Source organism: Pantoea sp. NPDC088449 (genome assembly GCF_044753225.1).
In the GTDB taxonomy this organism is placed as follows: Bacteria; Pseudomonadota; Gammaproteobacteria; order Enterobacterales; family Enterobacteriaceae; genus Pantoea; species Pantoea floridensis.
In genome coordinates this window covers 77,683-96,861 of sequence record NZ_JBIVMT010000009.1, presented here as the reverse complement: position 1 = coordinate 96,861, position 19,179 = coordinate 77,683, and the positions used below count along the sequence as shown (strand labels likewise).

Annotated in this window: 20 protein-coding genes and 1 pseudogene; 13 read left to right on the top strand and 8 right to left on the bottom strand. The window is 43.8% G+C overall.

Annotated features, from left to right (window positions below):
* The first annotated feature begins 272 nt into the window (after positions 1 to 272).
* The 3 genes and pseudogenes from ACIP6T_RS24755 (at position 273) to ACIP6T_RS24745 (ending at position 2,941) form a co-directional block, all read left to right on the top strand.
* Positions 273 to 1,727 (top strand): NAD-dependent succinate-semialdehyde dehydrogenase, encoded by a 1,455-nt coding sequence (locus ACIP6T_RS24755; protein WP_400460003.1) that lies wholly within the window; start codon positions 273 to 275, stop codon positions 1,725 to 1,727.
* Between the two features lie 98 nt (positions 1,728 to 1,825).
* Positions 1,826 to 2,446, top strand: a pseudogene (locus ACIP6T_RS24750) (TetR family transcriptional regulator C-terminal domain-containing protein).
* Positions 2,447 to 2,551: 105 nt separating this feature from the next.
* Positions 2,552 to 2,941: a helix-turn-helix transcriptional regulator gene (locus tag ACIP6T_RS24745; RefSeq protein ID WP_400460127.1), complete on the top strand. Its 390-nt coding sequence runs from the start codon at positions 2,552 to 2,554 to the stop codon at positions 2,939 to 2,941.
* Between the two features lie 104 nt (positions 2,942 to 3,045).
* Here ACIP6T_RS24745 and ACIP6T_RS24740 read toward each other — a convergent pair whose 3' ends face one another.
* The 4 genes from ACIP6T_RS24740 to ACIP6T_RS24725 all read right to left on the bottom strand — a co-directional run bounded on the left by ACIP6T_RS24740 (position 3,046) and on the right by ACIP6T_RS24725 (position 5,124).
* Positions 3,046 to 3,561, bottom strand: a complete 516-nt coding sequence (locus ACIP6T_RS24740; protein ID WP_400460000.1) for an SRPBCC domain-containing protein — start codon at positions 3,559 to 3,561, stop codon at positions 3,046 to 3,048.
* 113 nt (positions 3,562 to 3,674) lie between these two features.
* A complete protein-coding gene (locus ACIP6T_RS24735; protein ID WP_400459997.1) occupies positions 3,675 to 4,136 on the bottom strand; it encodes a DMT family transporter in 462 nt (153 codons plus the stop codon).
* Between the two features lie 80 nt (positions 4,137 to 4,216).
* The gene (locus ACIP6T_RS24730) at positions 4,217 to 4,687 is read right to left on the bottom strand and encodes a DMT family transporter (protein ID WP_400459994.1); all 471 of its coding nucleotides are present in this window, start codon (positions 4,685 to 4,687) and stop codon (positions 4,217 to 4,219) included.
* Positions 4,687 to 5,124 (bottom strand): DMT family transporter, encoded by a 438-nt coding sequence (locus ACIP6T_RS24725; protein WP_400459991.1) that lies wholly within the window; start codon positions 5,122 to 5,124, stop codon positions 4,687 to 4,689. The genes ACIP6T_RS24730 and ACIP6T_RS24725 overlap by 1 nt, the downstream gene beginning before the upstream one ends.
* A gap of 30 nt (positions 5,125 to 5,154) precedes the next feature.
* On the opposite strand from ACIP6T_RS24725, the gene ACIP6T_RS24720 reads away from it, so the two are divergent.
* Positions 5,155 to 6,153: a LysR family transcriptional regulator gene (locus tag ACIP6T_RS24720; RefSeq protein ID WP_400459988.1), complete on the top strand. Its 999-nt coding sequence runs from the start codon at positions 5,155 to 5,157 to the stop codon at positions 6,151 to 6,153.
* 141 nt (positions 6,154 to 6,294) lie between these two features.
* On the opposite strand, the gene ACIP6T_RS24715 is transcribed toward ACIP6T_RS24720, so the two are convergent.
* The gene (locus ACIP6T_RS24715) at positions 6,295 to 7,578 is read right to left on the bottom strand and encodes an LLM class flavin-dependent oxidoreductase (RefSeq protein ID WP_400459985.1); all 1,284 of its coding nucleotides are present in this window, start codon (positions 7,576 to 7,578) and stop codon (positions 6,295 to 6,297) included.
* Positions 7,579 to 7,731: 153 nt separating this feature from the next.
* On the opposite strand from ACIP6T_RS24715, the gene ACIP6T_RS24710 reads away from it, so the two are divergent.
* The 4 genes from ACIP6T_RS24710 to ACIP6T_RS24695 all read left to right on the top strand — a co-directional run bounded on the left by ACIP6T_RS24710 (position 7,732) and on the right by ACIP6T_RS24695 (position 10,678).
* The gene (locus ACIP6T_RS24710; RefSeq protein ID WP_400459982.1) at positions 7,732 to 8,145 is read left to right on the top strand and encodes an RrF2 family transcriptional regulator; all 414 of its coding nucleotides are present in this window, start codon (positions 7,732 to 7,734) and stop codon (positions 8,143 to 8,145) included.
* 126 nt (positions 8,146 to 8,271) lie between these two features.
* Positions 8,272 to 9,288 carry an NADP-dependent oxidoreductase gene (locus ACIP6T_RS24705; protein WP_400459979.1) on the top strand — a complete coding sequence of 339 codons (1,017 nt, stop codon included), beginning with the start codon at positions 8,272 to 8,274 and terminating at the stop codon, positions 9,286 to 9,288.
* Positions 9,289 to 9,329: 41 nt separating this feature from the next.
* Entirely contained in the window at positions 9,330 to 9,938 is a 609-nt protein-coding gene (locus tag ACIP6T_RS24700) for a DsbA family protein (protein WP_400459976.1), read from the top strand.
* Complete coding sequence (locus ACIP6T_RS24695) at positions 9,935 to 10,678, top strand: SDR family NAD(P)-dependent oxidoreductase (RefSeq protein WP_400459973.1); 744 nt, start codon at positions 9,935 to 9,937, stop codon at positions 10,676 to 10,678. The genes ACIP6T_RS24700 and ACIP6T_RS24695 overlap by 4 nt, the downstream gene beginning before the upstream one ends.
* A 206-nt stretch (positions 10,679 to 10,884) precedes the next feature.
* On the opposite strand, the gene ACIP6T_RS24690 is transcribed toward ACIP6T_RS24695, so the two are convergent.
* The 3 genes from ACIP6T_RS24690 to ACIP6T_RS24680 all read right to left on the bottom strand — a co-directional run bounded on the left by ACIP6T_RS24690 (position 10,885) and on the right by ACIP6T_RS24680 (position 13,680).
* Entirely contained in the window at positions 10,885 to 11,832 is a 948-nt protein-coding gene (locus tag ACIP6T_RS24690) for an aldo/keto reductase (protein ID WP_400459970.1), read from the bottom strand.
* Positions 11,833 to 11,888: 56 nt separating this feature from the next.
* Complete coding sequence (locus tag ACIP6T_RS24685) at positions 11,889 to 12,758, bottom strand: alpha/beta fold hydrolase (protein ID WP_400459967.1); 870 nt, start codon at positions 12,756 to 12,758, stop codon at positions 11,889 to 11,891.
* A gap of 706 nt (positions 12,759 to 13,464) precedes the next feature.
* Positions 13,465 to 13,680, bottom strand: a complete 216-nt coding sequence (locus tag ACIP6T_RS24680) for a YdgH/BhsA/McbA-like domain containing protein (protein ID WP_400459964.1) — start codon at positions 13,678 to 13,680, stop codon at positions 13,465 to 13,467.
* Between the two features lie 393 nt (positions 13,681 to 14,073).
* Between ACIP6T_RS24680 and ACIP6T_RS24675 the strand changes: the two genes are divergently transcribed.
* From ACIP6T_RS24675 to ACIP6T_RS24655, 5 genes are all read left to right on the top strand, one after another.
* Positions 14,074 to 15,024 carry a hypothetical protein gene (locus ACIP6T_RS24675; RefSeq protein WP_400459961.1) on the top strand — a complete coding sequence of 317 codons (951 nt, stop codon included), beginning with the start codon at positions 14,074 to 14,076 and terminating at the stop codon, positions 15,022 to 15,024.
* 14 nt (positions 15,025 to 15,038) lie between these two features.
* Complete coding sequence (locus ACIP6T_RS24670) at positions 15,039 to 15,617, top strand: AAA family ATPase (protein ID WP_400459958.1); 579 nt, start codon at positions 15,039 to 15,041, stop codon at positions 15,615 to 15,617.
* Entirely contained in the window at positions 15,617 to 16,531 is a 915-nt protein-coding gene (locus tag ACIP6T_RS24665) for a hypothetical protein (protein ID WP_400459955.1), read from the top strand. The genes ACIP6T_RS24670 and ACIP6T_RS24665 overlap by 1 nt, the downstream gene beginning before the upstream one ends.
* 493 nt (positions 16,532 to 17,024) lie before the next feature.
* Positions 17,025 to 18,107: an SMP-30/gluconolactonase/LRE family protein gene (locus ACIP6T_RS24660; RefSeq protein WP_400459952.1), complete on the top strand. Its 1,083-nt coding sequence runs from the start codon at positions 17,025 to 17,027 to the stop codon at positions 18,105 to 18,107.
* A 139-nt stretch (positions 18,108 to 18,246) separates the two neighbouring features.
* The gene (locus ACIP6T_RS24655; RefSeq protein WP_400459949.1) at positions 18,247 to 19,137 is read left to right on the top strand and encodes an SMP-30/gluconolactonase/LRE family protein; all 891 of its coding nucleotides are present in this window, start codon (positions 18,247 to 18,249) and stop codon (positions 19,135 to 19,137) included.
* Positions 19,138 to 19,179 lie beyond the last annotated feature (42 nt).

Sequence of the window (19,179 nt, the reverse complement as noted above, 5' to 3'; positions counted from 1 at the left end):
GAAATGAGGGGTCTTGCACTCGAAATGAGCGCTTTCAATTCTCTCCTGATTTATCAGGGTGATGCATGATCGAACGTGTCCCTACTAATACACCTGGCGTTTTATGTCGCCCAGTTGCTTGACAATTTATCTCACTGGAATAATTATAAGACGACCGGTCGCATTTAAATGTCCGACATAGCCGGCGAACCCCATCTTTACGTTGTGAAGTCGCAATGACAGGGAGTCGCGAATCCCGGGTGGTAAACCCCCAGTTTTAAACGGAGTAATTCATGTCTCAATCACTAACCCCATATGCTTCTACACAGCTTTTGATTAACAACGAATGGGTGGATGCTGCAGATGGTAAAACTCAGGATGTGCGTAACCCAGCGACGGGTGAAATTATTGGTAAGGTAGCGCATGCTGGCATCGCGGACCTGGATCGTGCGTTAGATGCTTCTCTGAAAGGCTTTAATGCGTGGCGTCGTATTCCGGCCCATGAACGCGCTGCAACAATGCGACGCGCGGCGAATATTCTGCGAAATCGTGTCGAGTATATAGCCGGCCTCATGACCCAGGAACAGGGTAAACCGTTGGTGGAGTCACGTTCCGAAGTAACTATGTCAGCAGACATCATTGACTGGTTTGCTGATGAAGGCTTACGTATATATGGACGTATTGTTCCTTCACGCAACATCTCTGCGCAGGCACAGGTTCTGAAAGAGCCTATTGGTCCAGTAGCCGCATTTACACCGTGGAACTTCCCCGTTTACCAGGTGGTTCGTAAATTAGCGGCAGCGCTCACTACCGGTTGTTCAATCATTGTTAAAGCACCGGAAGAAACTCCAGCTTCCCCTGCAGAGCTGCTTCGTGCATTTGTAGATGCGGGAGTACCTGCCGGAACGGTTGGCCTGGTTTATGGCAACCCAGCTGAGATTTCTGGCTACCTCATACCTCACCCGGTAATCAGAAAAGTGACTTTCACGGGTTCAACCGGTGTTGGTAAACAGCTTGCTGCGCTGGCCGGCCAGCATATGAAGCGGGCCACAATGGAACTGGGTGGCCATGCGCCGGTGATTATTGCTGAAGATGCAGATATTGATCAGGCAGTTAAAGCATCTGCGAGCTATAAATTCCGCAATGCCGGGCAAATCTGTATTGCGCCAACACGTTTTCTGGTTCACAACAGCATCCGCGCTGAGTTTGTGCAGAAGATTGCTGCATATGCAGAAGGGATCCGTGTTGGCAATGGACTGGAAGAAGGGACGACCTTAGGTGCACTTGCGAACCCACGTCGTCTCGAAGCGATGATCAAAGTTGTTGAAGATGCTGACGCGAGCGGCGCGCGTATTGTGACCGGTGGGCAGCGCGTAGGGAATGTCGGTAACTTCTTCACGCCAACCGTCCTTGATAATGTGCCTCTTACAGCATCGGTGTTCAACGATGAACCATTTGGTCCTGTAGCTGCAGTCCGTGGTTTTGATCGCATTGAAGAGGCAATTTCGGAAGCTAACCGTTTACCGTTTGGCCTGGCTTCTTATGCCTTTACGCGGTCAATTTCAACTCTGCATAAAATTACACAGAGTATTGAGGCGGGGATGTTGTGGGTGAATCAGCCTGCGACAGCATTCCCAGAGTTGCCGTTCGGTGGAGTCAAGGATTCAGGTTATGGCTCTGAAGGTGGCCCTGAAGCCCTTGAAGCCTATCTCAACACGAAAACAGTTTCTGTACTGGCACTGTACTGAGTAATGGAGGGCCTGCGCGGTGTGCGTGGGCCTTACTCTGGATTGTTCAGTAACAGATTAACAGTCTGGCTAGTTCAGAAGTTTAAGAGGTATGAAATATGGCACTTACTCCTTTATCAAACCGGAGAGGACCAAAACCCAAAGTGCAAACGCGGGAAAACTTGCTTCGAGCAGGAACCCAGTTCTTGCATAAAGTGGGTTACAGTGCTGCTGGCGTGCAGGATATAGCGGGTGCGGCACATGTGCCCAAGGGATCATTTTATAATTACTTTGGTAGTAAAGAGGCTTTCGCAAAGGAAAGCGTAGATTTCTATTTCAAAAGTGGATTAAAAGAAATTCAGGAGATACTCGGTGACACACAAGTATCTCCGCTTAAACGCCTGCAAAACTATTTTGAACAACGTATTAATGATTTTGAGAAAGACGATTTCCTTAAAGGTTGCCTGATGGGAAATCTCAGCTTAGAAGTAGCCGATCACAGTGAAACCATACGAAAAACTATCGCTGATCATTTCAAAACCTGAAGTCACTTATTCGAAAGCTGTCTTTTAGACGCGCAGCGTCTTGGAGAAATAAACGAGGAGCTTGACGTTCAACTCTTTTCTGATTTTATAATGAACAGTTGGGAGGGGGCTTTATTGCGGATGAGGACTACAAGGAATGCGCATCCCTTAAATGAGTTTAATGAGATGATTTTCAAAGTCCTTCTTGCCAATTAGTAACTGTGGATGAGAATTTCACTTTCCTTCAATTGTCACTTGTTCGTTAGGTGGTTTTATTATCAATCCCTGTTTAGATAGGAAAATGATTTCTTGGTGGTGATTATGATAATTTATAGCGCGTTGGTGAGAGATCTCCAGATCTGGATAGTGAACCATATCAAGGATGATTTGAATATTCAGAGTGTCGCAGACAGAGCAGGATACTCACGATATCACCTTCAAAGAATATTTTCATCGGAATGTGGTAAGCCTTTAGGAGTTTACTTAAGAGAGTGCAGGTTACATCATGCGGCTCAGGATCTGTTGATTACCGACGATTCTATCTTGTCCGTCGCTGTGAAGTATAATTTCGACTCGCAACAAAATTTTACTCGCACTTTCAAGAAGCTCTATAATACATCCCCTTCTAAATGGCGACAAAAAAATAAAAAGCTAAACTATCTTGCCTATGAATGTGTTTTCCTACCTGAATATGATGATGATGAACTATGATTGCAATTTTCTCAATACTCAAGTGGCTTGAGTTTGGCGCATCATTTTCGAAGTGATATCTTTAGTTTAATAAGAAAAGCCGCTACAGCGGCCTCTCTGTATTACTATCGCGAAGTAGCAGTACGTGCTGCATGCGCAATACCATCAACCCAGTCCTGGTGAGAAAGGAGGGCTGGATTAGGCTTTTGCCGGCTCATTTCTTTTGCTGGCTTGCCCAGTAGAGACTCCTGCCATAGTATACGGGTACGTTCGCTATGCAAATCCTCAATGATCCACGCGCACCACGCATCGACGATCGTTGTACCACCAGTTTCTACCCAACCATGCCACGAAAGACGCCCTGCGACTCCCGGTGATGGAGCCTGTGATTCTGTGACCTCTGCCTGCACCGTCAAGCCCGAAATGTTAAAACTGAAACGGGTCCCTTTACTTAGAACCGGATCACTTTCATCATGAATTTCTATACCAGATAGTTCACTGTAAGCTTCATGCCAACGCCGTGTATCAGCTAAGAATGTCCATGCATTATCTGTGAGAACCCCAGAAATAATTGTTTCATTTGATACAAAGAAATCAGTTTTTCCCGGTAGATAAAGATCAGGCCAGTTTATAATACTCATAAATTTCACCTATGTAATTTATGGCGATAATGCCATGGTTAGTGGTTGTTTTTTAATGGTGTCAAGAGCTGGGTTGCTGTGGCATTAAAAGTTTTTGAATATTAGGGTCTATTTTATGACAAGCATTTTTCACCAAACATAAAAAGAAGCAATCCCATTAGCATTACGCCTAGGCCTGTATATTTCCACCAGTAGACAGGGCGTTGTACCATCTGTATCAATCCAAAACTGTCAATTAACATCCCCGCTGTAAGTTGGCCAACTATAAAAAGAAATATTGCATTTGTAATGCCAATTTTAGGTGCCATGAAAATAGTGGTAAACACAAAAATCGCCCCAATTATTCCGCCTGTCCAGCGCCACCAGGACTGTTGCGCAAATCCTGCTGCTACCTGCTGCCAATCCCCCTGAACTAGCGATACTATTCCGAGGCAGAATGCACCGATGGTGAAAGAGATAAGCGATGCAATAAGAGGCTGTCCACCAAAGCCAGCGCATAATCGACTATTCACTGCAGCCTGCACGGACAAGCCGGCACCGCCCGCAAGTGCCATTAACAGATAGAGAATATTCATTGTTTTTCCTTTTTTTGAGGAAAGTTATAGTCCCGCTTTAGAAAATAACTTAATTGGGGCTAATTGACTAAAATTAGATTTTATTCATCCTGTTTTTTAACTGAATTATGGACTTCACCTCTGTATATAAAATAGAGAGAAGCTGCCAGGCAACAAGCTGCAAAAATACGGTTCCAGGAAAGATCTATGGCATTACTGCCTAGCCAACCAAAAGTGTCAATCAGAATAGACATAAGTAGTTGGCCTAAAATAACGGCTACAGTTGCGATAGCGGTACCGATTCTCTGGACCGCATACACCATCGTCAACACATAGATTAAGCCCAGAAATGAGCCCATTAGCTGCCATTTCGGTACATCAAATACCGTTACAGTATGAGCAGGTTCCAGAAAAATAACTAATAAGCCACTGAGTATTGCGCCTACCAGAAAAGTCACAAACGTTGCACGTAATGAACCTTGAGTTTCAGCCAGTCTGGCATTCACTGCCGCCTGGATACTGAGTAACGCGCCACGGATAATTGATAATATAACCATTAAGGTAATGAACATTATTTACTCTCTGCGATGAAAATAAGGGCAACTGACGCAAAAGCGAGTGCAGCCAGTCTCTCCTTACTGATTTTCCTGCGCGCTGCACCAAACCAACCATAGTGGTCAATCAGTAAACTCTTGCTCACCTGGCCTGCTAAAACGCCAGTCATAAGCAATGTTATGCCGATAACAGGAGTTACAGCCGTCAAAATCAGCACATACAGCGGCCCCCAAATCCCACCGGTCAATTGCCATCCTGGCGATGCAAGAAAAGAAGCGGGGTTTCTTGGCCCGAAAAACAGCATGAGTAGATACGTCAAGCCGGCCTCAATGCCAAAGAGGGAAAAGCTTGCCCAATAGTGTCCGATATTAGCGCCAAGTGTCCCCAGTATTCCTGCTTCAACGGAAAGTCCCATTCCAGCGATGACAACCAAAATTAATGCGATGAGTTTCATAATTTCCCCTGTTAAACGATGCGGGATTTTATGCCTCGACTACTGTTCATAAAAGTCAAAAAAAAGCAAAATACCTATGCGAATTATGCACAGGTGAAGAATATGTATATCAATACAAGAGCTATGCAGTTGTTTGTTGCGGCGGTGAAATCAGGGAACTATTCTGAAGTTGCTCGACGTGAGGGATTGTCTCCCTCTTCGGTCTCACGCAGCATTCAGCAACTTGAGGAAACGTTGGGGCTTCAGTTGTTGTATCGAAATACGAGGGCATTGATCCCTACGGAAGCGGGGCGCATTTACCTAGATACTTTTACTCAGGTTTTTGACATTCTCAATGAGACAATTAGCCGTTTGAGCGACAGCCAGGATGAGCCTGCGGGAATTGTCAGAATCAACGCTCCTGTTGTGTTCGGTCAAAAGCATATTGCCCCTTGGCTTGCAGAATTGTCGAACCGTTTCCCCCTGATCAAAATTGAGTTGACGCAGACAGATGATTTCATCGATCCGATGGATGGAGCGGTTGATTTGTTGTTTCGTATCGGTCCACTTCTTGATTCAGGTTTACATGGGCGGATCATAGGACAAACTAACTTCTTTCTTGCCGCCAGCAAAGATTACCTTGCGCGAAACGGCATTCCTGACAAACCCGAAGATCTACTAACTCATAATTGTCTGGTTTACAGGGGGGTGCTGGGTGCACAGCGGTCCTATTTTACTCAACCGGGCTCAGATCTTCAGATACTTACGTTGAGTGGTTCACTGGTGTCGAACAATGCCGAAACACTACTCAGTGCAGCACTTAATGGCGCTGGGATAGTGATGATGCCTGACTGGTTGATAGGTGAAAAACTTTTGAGCGCGGATTTAATTCGATTACTTCCTGAATACAGAATATCTCCCCGTACTGATGAACTTTATATTGCAATGCTCTATCCACACTCACGCTATATTTCTCAAAGTATACGAAGTGTTATCGATTTTTATGCGGAAAAATTTGGATCTCCCCCCTACTGGGACTTTAATAACTAAAAATGTTCAGGATGAGTGAATTTAATGTTCATGGGAGAATTTTTGACGCCCTGATTGCTTACTCTATCATTATATGAAATTAAAATTTTTCACCTGTACTGTTACCATAAAGGCCCAGTCAGGGCCTTTAGCTGCTTCAAGCTATTTTATATCGAGCCTCTCTCTGAGTAATGTGCGTTCATCTTTATACCAGTATCCTTTTTCTGCAAGGATTGGGAGGATGAGCTGTTTGAAATCCAAAATTACTTCGTTGAGAATAGGTCCTGTGATGATAAAACCGCTGCAGCCTGCTTCTTCGACCCATTTGATTAGATTGGCTGCTACATGCTCCGCACTCCCATAAAACTCACCTTTCGGAACGGCTACCCTGAAAGCAGCCTCTCGCAAGGTAAGTTGCTGCTCTTTTGAATCTCGTTTTATCTGATCTGTAATCGATCTGAATGAATTCTCGCCTATGGTACCCAGTTCTGGGAATAATGAATCCGGGTCGTACTGTGCAAAATCATGATTATCAAAAAATCTTCCCAGATAAGCGAGTGCCTCATCAAGCGTAATTAACGACAGGAGTTTCTGATATTTTTTTTCTGCATCCGCAAATGACTGACCGACTATCGGAGCAATACTCGGAAATATAGGAATACTGCTGCGTCCGTTTTTAATGGTTTCATTTGATAACCTTTTGGCGTAAGACTGAGCTTCGGAAAATGTACGTGCGTTTGCAAATAAGGCGTCTGCTTTATTCGCTGCAAGTTGTAACCCCGCATCTGATGCGCCGGCCTGAAAGATAACCGGCTGTCCTTGAGGTGATCGTTGAATGTTAAGTGGGCCAGAAACTGAGAAGTATTTTCCTTTATGATTTAAAGTATGCATTTTCTCATGGTCAAAGAATATGCCGCTTTTTTTATCACGTATGAACGCACCATCTTCCCAAGAGTTCCAGAGTCCCTGAACAACATCAATGTATTCTGCCGCAATATTATATCGCTCGCTGTGTACCGGATGTTCCTTACCAAAGTTTTGTGCCGATCCTTCAAGAGGTGAGGTAACAACGTTCCATCCAGCCCGTCCTCCGCTCAGTAAGTCCAGTGTGGCCATCTGACGTGCGACGGTAAAAGGGTCACTGTATGATGTTGATATGGTCCCTGCCAGACCTATTTTTTTTGTGACACTCGCCAGAGCAGATAACAGCGCTACAGGTTCAAACCGGTTAAGAAAATGAGGAATAGAATTACGGGTAATATGAAGGCCATCAGCAATAAACAAAAAGTCAAAACCCGAATCTTCCGCCTCTTTAGCCAGAAACTGATACCACTCAAAATTCACGCTGGCATCTGCAGGAACGTTTTCATACCGCCAGGCATTCATATGGCTGCCCGCACCCTGAAGCATTAACCCCAGATTAATCCTCTTTTTTGACTGCCCCATACAGCACTTCTCCATAAATTAAACAGGGCATAGAGATTTTCACAAAAAATCAATGTGTCTAAATATCATAAAATCCCTAATAATTCTGATTTCCAGATAAGGAAATATGATATTTTTATTGACAGGTAAAAACGTAACCATCAAGGTTCAGTTATGGCTGCAAATACAAAAATGGCGACTGCCATTCAAATACTCTGCGTGATTACGTACAGAAAAAATCAGGGAACAACGGCGGAGGACATCGCACGAAGCCTGGAGACAAATCCCGTTGTTGTTCGACGCATGTTGAAGGACATGGAACTCTGTGGTCTTGTCGAACTTCGTCCAGGTAAGTCGGGAGGTGTCAGGCTTATGCTCGATCCCATGGACATTACTCTTGATAAGGTCTACCGTGCCATCGAGACTAACGACAAGATTTTTGCACTTCGACCGCAAGGAAATCCTCTGTGCATTGTTGACAAACACATGGACGCGTTGCTTGTGTCCATCTTTGGTATGACGAACACTGCTGTTGAAACGGTGTTAAGCCAAACTAACATCGCGACGTTAGTCGAAAATATTAAGTGAAAATCACCGTCTTTTTTATTAAATTCATAACATAACAAGTTATGTTATGAATTGGTGTCTTACTGGTTTTAAAAATTTAATCAAGTATACCTTTTTCAGGTTTTGATAAATATCAGGAGTTTACGTATGCAGATTACTGGCCAGCAAGTAGTGCTTGCGTCTCGTCCAGACGGTGCACCTAAAGCCGAAAACTTCCGCCTCGAGAAGGTCACAGTGCGGCCCCCAGGGGAAGGGGAAATACTTCTGGCTAGTCGGTATCTCTCTCTCGACCCCTATATGCGTGGTCGCATGGATGATCGCAAATCATATGCGTCACCTACCCCTGTTGATGGCGTTATGGAAGGGGAGGTCATAGCGGAAGTCATTTATTCGAATCATCCTGACTTTACCGTCGGGATGCATGTTTTATCCCGTTCAGGCTGGAGTTCTCATTGTGTTTCTAATGGAGACGGTCTGATCCCCTTGGATGACCGATTTAAGCCCATTACGACTGCTCTCGGTGTATTAGGTATGCCAGGGTTAACGGCTTACACCGGTTTAATGAACATCGGAAAGCCTGCACCAGGCGAAACGGTCGTGGTAGCCGCTGCTAGTGGACCTGTGGGATCGCTCGTTGGGCAAATTGCAAAAAAGGCAGGTGCGAGGGTAGTCGGTATTGCGGGCGGTAAAGAAAAGTGCCAATACGTCGGTGAAACATTGGGTTTTGACGAAGTCGTCGATCATCGGTCACCAGATTTTGTCAGTGAACTGGCCAAGGCCTGCCCAAACGGAATTGATGTTTACTTGGAGCTTGTGGGGGGAGAAGTATGGAATGCAGTATTTCCTTTGTTGAACCCGTATGCCCGAATTCCTGTATGCGGACTGATTGCGCAATACAACGCTAATGATTCGCAAAAAGGTACAGATCGCCTTCCTGTATTGATGCGGGAAATCCTCTCGCGCAGCATATTGTTCCGCGGGTTCATAGTGAGGGAGTACTGGGACCAAAGGCCAGAATTTCTTGATGAGGTGGCACCTTGGGTTGCCAGTGGAGATGTCAGATTTCAGGAGGATATCGTATTCGGTTTAAAGAATGCACCTGAAGCGTTTATGGGGCTTCTCGAAGGTAAAAATTTCGGAAAGCTCATCGTTCAGTTTGATTAGTGCAGAAAAAAACAAGTACAAAATTTAATAAGGAAACGAGAATGCAGGTACGATTTGTATATGACTACCGCAGTATTTATTCTTATCTGGCAAACTCGCAAATTGACACACTTGCGACGGACGTAGAATACCAACTTGTTGATATCGTGGCGGTGATGCAAGAAGTCCATAATCAACCTACACCAAAGTGCCCTGCGAAATTGACTTATTCAAAACTTGATGCTCAACGTTGGGCTGAAATCTATGGAATTGAATTGTCTCCCAATGACCAGCTCCTTGAAGCAATGAGGTCAGGGGCGATACCCAGTGGATATTTTTCACGGGTAGGTATTTCAGCTCAGCAGTTGGGTATTTTTAAAGAGGTCAATAACGCTTTATTTCGGGCTGTGTGGGCGGGTACTGATGATTTGATTACTCAAAATGGACGCAATCAATTCTCAAGAAAACATGAAATACCGCTCGTCGTTTGGGATCTCGCTGATGCCCCTGAAATACTTCTTGAACTCGCTAAAAACAATAAATCTGCTATTGAGAGCGGTGTATTTGGCGCGCCGACTTTTTATGTAGGTGACGAGATGTATTTTGGCAATGACAGGATCGATTTCGTAAGGCGAAGTATCGAAAATAAACACAAGAGAGAAATCCTATGAATAAAAAACCATCAGCTGTCGTGATTGGTGTCGGAGCAGAAGAGGGGCTGGGTGCTGCTTTATGCCGTAAATTTGCTTCTGAAGGATACCATCTCTATGTAGCGGGAAGAACGTCTCAAAAGATTAATCAGGTTGCAGATTCGATCAGAAATGCTGGTGACAGCGCTGAAGCGATCGTAACAGATACAACTGATGAAAAGAGCGTCAGCCAGCTTTTCGAGCGCGCTTTCACACCCAGCACATTCCATGAGCCTCCCGACCTGATCGTCTTCAATGCTGGAAATAATCGCAAGATAGATTTACTTGAACTGACCGCATCGCAGTTTGAAGATTTCTGGCGCGTGGGATGCTTTGGTGGTTTTCTTGTCGGCAAAGAAGCTGTGCGTAATCTCTTGCCTTTAGGCAGAGGAACAGTGCTTTTCACCGGTGCATCAGGAAGCCTTCGAGGTAAATCTGGATACGCACATTTTGCTGCTGCCAAAGCCGGATTGAGAATGATTACTCAAAGTATGGCTCGTGAGTACGGCCCACAAGGTTTACATATCGCTCACGTGATTATAGATGGCGGGATTAAAGGTGAAAGATTAAAACGTCATTTTCCTGATCGTGTGAAAGAGAGAGGGGAAGCTGGTTTGTTAGGGCTAGAGGGTATCGCCGAGACCTACTGGTTTATTCATAAACAGCAACCTACGACCTGGACACAAGAAATTGATCTGCGACCATCAGGTGAGCCATTTTGAACTGGCATATTCACTGAAAATTTATCGCAAGGTGATAGCTTGCTATCTGAACAATATCTATTTTTTAAGTGAGGCTTAACTGTAGGGGAGGATCAATTTATATTTCTGACTAATCCTTAAAAGATTATTGGGGATTCTATAAGAATATGGAAATCCGGCATCCATTTTAACAGCTGATGCCGGGATTCTTTCTGCTGGTTTAATTATCAATCCATTGATTTTTCCCAAGCTCCGCGTGTATTAACACCTGCTTCACGGGATAGTTGTTCGAGCAGTTCAATTTCATCTTGATTTAGAGTAATTTCAATTGCTTTTGCAGCATCACTGACATGGTAATTTTTCGTAGCACCAATAATAGGTAAAGTTCCTTTGCTGATTGCCCAAGCTATTGCCACTTGGGCAACGCTTCCCCCTTTTTTCTCACCAATAGCTTTCATTGCATCAGTTAATGCCTGTAATTGTGGCAGCACTTTATTGTATGTCTCAGCGCGTTTACTACCTTCAGGCATGGGATTTTCTGGGTTGTATCGACCACTCAAAGCTCCTTGCTCCAGCACCATGTAAGCGAAGAATGTGATGCCATTTTCTTTGCAGTAATCCAGGATACCGGCATCTTCCGAAGAACGATAAAGCAGGCTGTAGTGATTCTGTGCTGCACTGACAGAATAGCCAGCAGCCCCTAGGATCTCATTCGCACGTTTAATTTGTTCAAGATTATGATTAGAGACACCAACACTTTTAACTTTACCAGTCTGTAATAAAGGGATAAGCCCTGGTGTCCATTTTTCAACATCCTTCGGGCTGTGTATCCAGTATATATCGATATTGTTAACACCAAGCCGTTTAAGACTTTCTTCCAGCATTGCACTGACGGGGTGAGCCGCCTGTTCGTCAGCAATGTTTGGTGTAAATTTAGTGGACAGAATCAGGTCTTCGCGAGGGTATCCATGGATAAGCTTGCCAAGGGCATTTTCTGAACTCCCCATACCATAAACAGCCGCAGTATCCCACAAATTGAGACCTGCCTGGATTGCGGTATCAAAAACCGACTTCATTTGATCATCAGACAGGGAGTTACCAAAGACGGCATCTCCTCCATTCGCTCCGGCTCCCCATGACCAGGTTCCCAGCGCAATTTTTGGTAATTTTTTCATCTTTCCATTCCCCGCTTTAACAGTTATATCGTCAGGAAGTTATTTTCTGGCTTAACTTAATGGCGTTTGTGTTTTTTTACCCAGTCCAGAACAAATCCAGCATAGGCATCAGCTGCATCCTCCCACACCAGATGTCCGCTATTTACAATCTCCAGATGTGAAACCGGAACCCGTTCGACGACATACTGCCCATTCGATACCGGAACGAAAGGATCGTGCTGACCTGTGATAACGAGGACAGGGGTCTTAATGTCAGGCAAACGATCCTTGAGAACCTCCAGCTCTTTAGGATAGAGGCGAACGAAACGGGCAGATTCAGCGAATCGTCCTTTTCCACTGTAGGAAGAGATGTAATCCTCACGCACAAAATCAGGAACTTTATAGTGCTGTAGCGTACTCAGAGTGGCATTGATCTTTGCCGGAATGTCGATGTTCTGAAGTGGTTCTAATGTTGGATAATCAATCCACTCTTTTAGGCTGCTTGTGACGTCTAGTGGATAAGCTACGCCCCCACTACCAATAGTTATGGAAGAGAATATCCCCGGATTATTCGCTGCTGCAAAGAGAAGGGTGGAGGTTCCAACATCAGGCCCGACGACATGCGGACGGTTCAGACCGAAGTGTTTCACTACTTTAACAATAAACTCTCCCATTGCCTCTGGTGCAATCACATCAGGGCGTCCTTCAGAATGACCGAAGCCGGGGAGATCGATAGCTATCACATCGTAATTCTTGGCAAACTGGGACCAGGTTGGTAAAAAGGCCATCAGGCTTTCAGGCCAAGGACTGAGGAGCAGAAGTGTTTCTGCTCCAGCACGTTCTGAACGCGCATACCGTATCTTCAGGCCATCAATTTGCGTCGTTTCAATTGAGGCAGGGAACTGCTTATGTGAAGCCGCATCGAGAGCTGGTTTGTGATGAGTCATAAACTATCTCCGGTTAACGTTGATTTTTGCTGTCGGTCCGCTTGGTCTGTTTCAGTTTATGCCCCAAAACGTGGCTCATTGAACCAAGCGACTGGGAAATTAACTACATTACACCCGCTGAATTCATGATGTTTACGAACGGCTTTAACATCTTCAAATGTTCGTTTTCATCATTAGCTCTGCGCACACTGGAGTGCTTTCATTTTAGGAGCTTAGAAGGTATTCATGACTTATTCCTGAGGATGAGGTACCGAATTCGAATCCTACTTGCGGAATATTGACAATAAGCTCCCCAATAAAAATATGACCGGTCGTTTTGTATTCTATGTCTCATGATTACTATGTCAACCAAACTTACGCTTTAGCACACCTTATGTGCATAACCAAAACTGAAGAGGTAAGGGTTGATTTTGAAATTTTGGGTTTTAATTACATAAAAAACATGAAGTTAGTAATCTTTTGACGATTGTCTGTATAACAAAATAAGGTACGTTCTTTACATTCAATTGTATGTAACCGGTACTGGATGGAGTTTTATTAGGCAAATTGGCAACTTTTAGATGGCGCGAACCTGCAATTAAACGGTATGTCAGCGGTGTTGGGCTCTTCCCAGAAAATTGGGATGTGAAGGGATATTTTTAACGCAAAAAACCGGTCAGTTTGGTGACCGGCATCGTAATCAGGACAGTTATCTAATGTGAAAATGTTATTTGTATAGTTCAGCTGTCATGTGCACATGGTTGTTAGTGTTGGCCTCGGTAATTTTATATTGATCACCATGCTGTGCAGCTTGAGCGGCGATTTGTGCTTCTGCACCGTCTAGTGTGTCTGAAGTAACAGATACGCTTTGGGCGAAGCTGGCTGCTGATAATAGTGACAGAGTTGCGGCTGCGGCGATGGTGAGAGCTTTGATAGTTTTCATAGTGTTATTCCTTAGTTTGAACCGGGGAGAGCTTATGCCCTCAATGGAATTAATGATAACCATGGAAACTGTTAGCATGTTAACAATAAATGCTGGGTATATGATCAGGTTAACTATCGTGGCGATAGGCAGGGTTAATCACTCAAAGTTGACATATTGGTAAATGATCGACTTCATCTAACCTAATGGTGTAATCATCAGATGAAGAGCGGCTATACACCAAATAGGTATGTGATAAGATTGATAAAACGTCATTTCCTAACTTAAAGTAGAGGTAAGGTCATACACTTTATATGCAAGCCTTTTATCAATTCGGCTGAAACGGTGTGTTTTATTTGGTTGTTTAACGATAAGTATTGAGTTACTTCCTTTTGAAAGAAATAAGGCGGGGTTATGTTATCAAGGATTGAGGTAAATGACTTTACCATTCAGATGGACAAGTATAAATATGGGGATTTCTATGATTTTGATTCATTATCATTGGTTGTAGGAAAGAATGGTTCTGGAAAAACCCGTGCTTTAAGTGAAATCATTAACCATCTTATATCATATAAAAAAGAGAGCGCATACTATTATAACTGCAGGTTCTACGATGAAGAAGGACTAGAATTAAACCATTATGGAATGAGCAAGATTGGTATGGTTTACTTTACATCACTGCCCTTCAAGCCTACCTTTGAAAGTGGGAATGAAAATTTCATTGACGCGTCTGGTAAGATTACTGGTTATTCGGCTAACTTTGACATTCATAAGTATGAAGAGATTCTCACTTATTTTAAAATAAACCCGAAAGTTACAGCTTCATGTGTGGTCAATTACACTAACGTCTCCCGTATAATAATTGAAGTTATGATGAAGTATGTTGACTCTAAGGATGGCTACCATACTGATTATTTTAACTTTTCCACAATAAAATCTCTCAGAGAGGAAGCAGAAGAACTTGAGTCAAGAAGGAATAGATTAAAAAAAGAAGATAAGGATTATGATATATCATCTTTTGAAATTAAAAAGTTTCAAGGTGAGATTGAAACGATTTTAGACAGGGTGTGCAGTCAATTCATTAAAGATCTCTTAGATGAAAATGAAGAGGAGCGAGTGTTTGTTGTGTTTGCAGTTTTAGATAAACTTTCAAAGACAAATGACTTCGATTTCAGGGTTGCTCAGTTAGTTACTCAACATTTAAGGTTGCCTATTTCACTGCCATTCTTTATGAATGAGAATAGATCTGCCAGGATTTTTAAAGATGTTAATACATTATTTAGCTTTGTACGAAAGAACAGAAGACACCTTGAATTTAAGTTGAAGAGAGGAAGATTAAACTCCAAGATTTTGAGTTGCATGTAACTATAGACCCATTTGTGAGTGGCTCTAATCAAAATTACACTGGAGTAGGGAAGTATCTATCCCTGGGTTTCGAAAATGTAAGTTCAGGTGAGATGGCTCTAATGAGCCAGATTGTTCACATTTCTGAATCGGTCAAGGCTTTAAGTAAAAATTTTAAGGAGATTGTTGTCCTCATCGATGAGGGAGACGCTTTCCTACATCTTCAATGGCAACAATCCTATATTAATACATTAAATGAAATCATGAAAAATTTGAAGGTTAACGAGGGTTTATCTTCTCTTCAAATCATTCTTGCCAGTCACTCTCCAATTTTAGCAACTGATGTTCCTAAAGATTTCATTTGTCGAATGGATGAAAACACCAACGGTAACTTATCGGGATTTGCTGCACCTTTATACGCCTTGCTTAGTGACTCGTTCGGGACAAACACCATTGGCGAGTTTTCAGCAAAGAAAATAACTCAGGTTATTGAAAATATTAAAAACGGACGATTATCAGAGATGGATGAAATGATTATTTCAGTTGTTGATAATCCTGTCATTAAGGCAGAGTTGCATAGACTTATTAATGAACGCAAAAGGGATGCGCGCTAGTGATTATTTCAATAAAAGATAACTGGAAGAACGCAGAGAAAGAGCATGCTCTTTTTCTGAAAAAAATAATCAGTTCATATCTTGAAAAAGACAGGTCCCGTAGTGATGGTAAGGTGAGAGCAAGAGAATTTATTGAGGATACTTATCACTTACTGATACTTTGTGGAGAAAAAGATATTGAAGAAAGCATTTCTAGATTTGAATATTACAAGGGTTTATTATCATATGATATAGTTCAGCAAAAAGCATACATTAAAAAAATAAAAGAGCTGTTTAAATATGATGATTTTGTCAAGAAGAAAGGTGAATGGAACGCGTACAAGTTATGCAAGATGTCTCTGGCGAGGACCTGCCCGTATTGTAATCAATCCTATGCTTTTACAATCCAGGTTGATAAAAGAGGTTTTAGACCTACTTTAGACCATTTTTACTGTAAGAATAAATATCCGCACTTGGCTCTGGTTCTTAATAATTTAATTCCATGCTGTAGCACTTGTAATTCAAGCTTGAAAGGCCAGGTTGACTTTTATACTAAACATCATCTAAATCCCTTATGGGATGATGAGAATATATCTTTCAGCATTTCTCATATAGAAGGTCCTGCAGGATTAGCCGTCAAACTTAAAGAGAAATCAGAAGGTGCTGTTTTGTCTCTAACGGCATCGACACTTTGCGAAAAGACGAAAAGGTCAATGAAAACGTTTATGCTTCAGGACCGATATGAACTAATGGCTTTTGAAGCTGTAGACTTTACGCTAAGTAAGGAGAACTTCAAAGAAGCTAGAAGCACTGGAATCCGTCATTTTGCAGACGAAGACGAAGCCTTGATCATTCGGTTTGATAAAACAAAATACAGGCAATACCTGCTGGGCAGGATGTTTCATGACATTTCTGAACAAATCGACAAGGGTTAGATATTCCATTGTTTATCCATGAGGATTTTCATCCTATCTCAGTTAACAACCGGACATCACCAGAGTGAGATAATGAGGTATCGGATCTCTGGTGAACCTGATTAAAATCGAGCGGGAATCCATCAAGTTGATGTTTATCCCTCTTTTCTTTCAATATATCAGACTATAATAGTCTCTCTACTGTGATTATACAGGCAAAGCTAATTAAATAAAGTATGACTACGGCGTGATGTGTGCAAGGTTAATTATAGGAAATGGCATTCCGTGCTTATAAAGTCTGACTTTATAGCAGCAATTGCTGACAAATTAGTTGTAATTTTCAATATGTGATTTGAACATCTTTTTGGCTGCCTCATACACCAAGATGTTAAGCTTAAAATCAAAAAAAGTTTTAAAGTAGATACTCAATCCCTGTATTAAGGACTATAGAGTGCCTTATTCAAGACGTACTTTAATCAAAGGTTTTGCAGTGCTATGTACCATGAATGTGCGCATGAGCATCGCCGCTATACCGACCATAAAACTCGAATTAGCCCTTCAGTCACCCTGGATGGCTAATCAGGTCGCTATCACGCGCAATAATCGACTTTTTCTTGGTTTACCGCGCTACTCTGCCGAATTCTCGACTCCCTCACTGGCGCGCCAAGCCGCGGATGGCAGCCTACAGCCATTTCCGGGTAACAGCTGGAACACATGGAAACCAGGTGACGATGGTAGAGAAGCTTTCGTGTACCTCAATTCCGTGCATGTCTTTAATGATGAGACCGTTTGGTGTGTCGATCAAGGCTCATTGAGCGCGGGCGTTTTTGGTGAACAGTACAGTAAACCCGCACCCGGTGCCCAAAAAATTGTCCAGCTAGATGCAAAAAACGGAGCAATACTGAGAATATTACGCTTCGACGATCACATCTTACCGCCTGGTGCGCAGTTAAACGATCTACGTTTCCATGGTTCGCTGATGTACGTATCCGATTCTGGTTTAGGCGGCATCATTGTGCATGATCTTGAAAACGGCAAAACGATCAGACGGTTATCTGGTCTGTCTGTTGTCAAAGCCAGTGATAAAGCCCCTCCCGCGATGCTGGCGCATGTCAAAGGTGGCACCACTTTTCATCCACCCAACAGCGATATGATTGAGATTACCGCTGATGGTAAATGGCTCTACTGGGCGGCACCCACTGGACCTCTCTATCGTGTTGAAACGCGAATCTTACGCGACATGACTCGATCTGATGCTGAAGTAGCTTCACAGGTTGAGGCGGTCTACGACAACAACTTTTCCGGTGGCTGCGCGATGGACTCGGAGGGGAACGTCTATTTCTCTGAAACCGTGACGCACAACATCACGGTATGGTCACCGACAGGGAAGACAGCAGTGTTAGTGAGCGACCCACGTCTTGTGCGGCCAGACGGTTCATTCATCTCGCAGGATCGCAAGCTTTACATCCCTGTGAAACAACCTGTTAACACAGTGACGGCTAACGGTAAATCAGAGCAACGTTTTAACATTTATAGTATCAACCTTCCTCGTCACCTCGACGGAATAGACTTGGGGCGGGCCATTACCGGCGTATAGTGCATATCGTGGCTACCTTACAGGTGGCCAAAAATTCGTCTGCATGATCACAATTCTAACATTATGCTCACATTTTAGCTTGCCTGATATATCAGATTTGATACTTATAATATCAATCTAATTCATTCAGGATTTGCCTATGTTGCACGTTTCAGCATCACCTGAACTTTTTCTCGACTGCAAAAACGTATTAGGGGAGAGCATCCTCTGGGACGATCGTAGCGGGCAGCTATGGTGGACCAATATCCACGCCCGGGAAGTGTGGCAGTGGGACCCAAACCAAAACGTCTTGCCCACTATTTTTCCCCTGCAAGAGCGGGCGGGGGCCATTGCTCTGTCAGAAGGCTCGGACATTATGCTGGCGCTGGAGAAAGGATTCGGTCGGCTGAATCCGTTGACGGGGGCAATCGAATTGTGCGCAAGCGTCGGTCAAGACCAGGCGGATACACGACTTAATGACGGAAGGGTCGATCCTGCCGGGCGCTTTGTGTGTGGCGGAATGCATGAGGGGACGCCGCAAATGCCTCTTTCAGCGCTCTGGTGTTGGGAGGGCGGTATCAATGTGAAGCGGATACTGCCTGAAGTGGCGTGCGCGAACTCGATTTGCTGGAGCCCAGACGGAACCCTCCTTTATTTCACTGATATGCCGCAAGGGACGATAAAAGTCTTTCCTTACAATCCCTTGACCGCAGAAATCGGTGAACCACGCATTTTTGTCGATCTGGCGGGTCAACCCGGTCTGGCAGACGGCTCGGTCGTGGATGAAGAGGGGTATTTATGGAATGCGCAGTGGGGCGGTGCACGCGTAGTGCGCTATGCACCTGACGGCAGCATTGACCGCATTATTCCTCTGCCCGTTGATAACCCAACGTGCCTGACATTTGGGGGCCAAGATCGTGATGTGTTGTTTATCACCACAGCCTGGTGGGGACTGACAGAAGCACAACGTCAGCAGCAACCTTTAGCGGGCAGTCTATTCGCTTTAAGGCCTGGCGTGCGGGGTCAACGCGAGTATCGCTTCAGAGGATAAGGTCCGGTGTCTTCCCTCTTTCTATAAATATGAGTGAGCAAT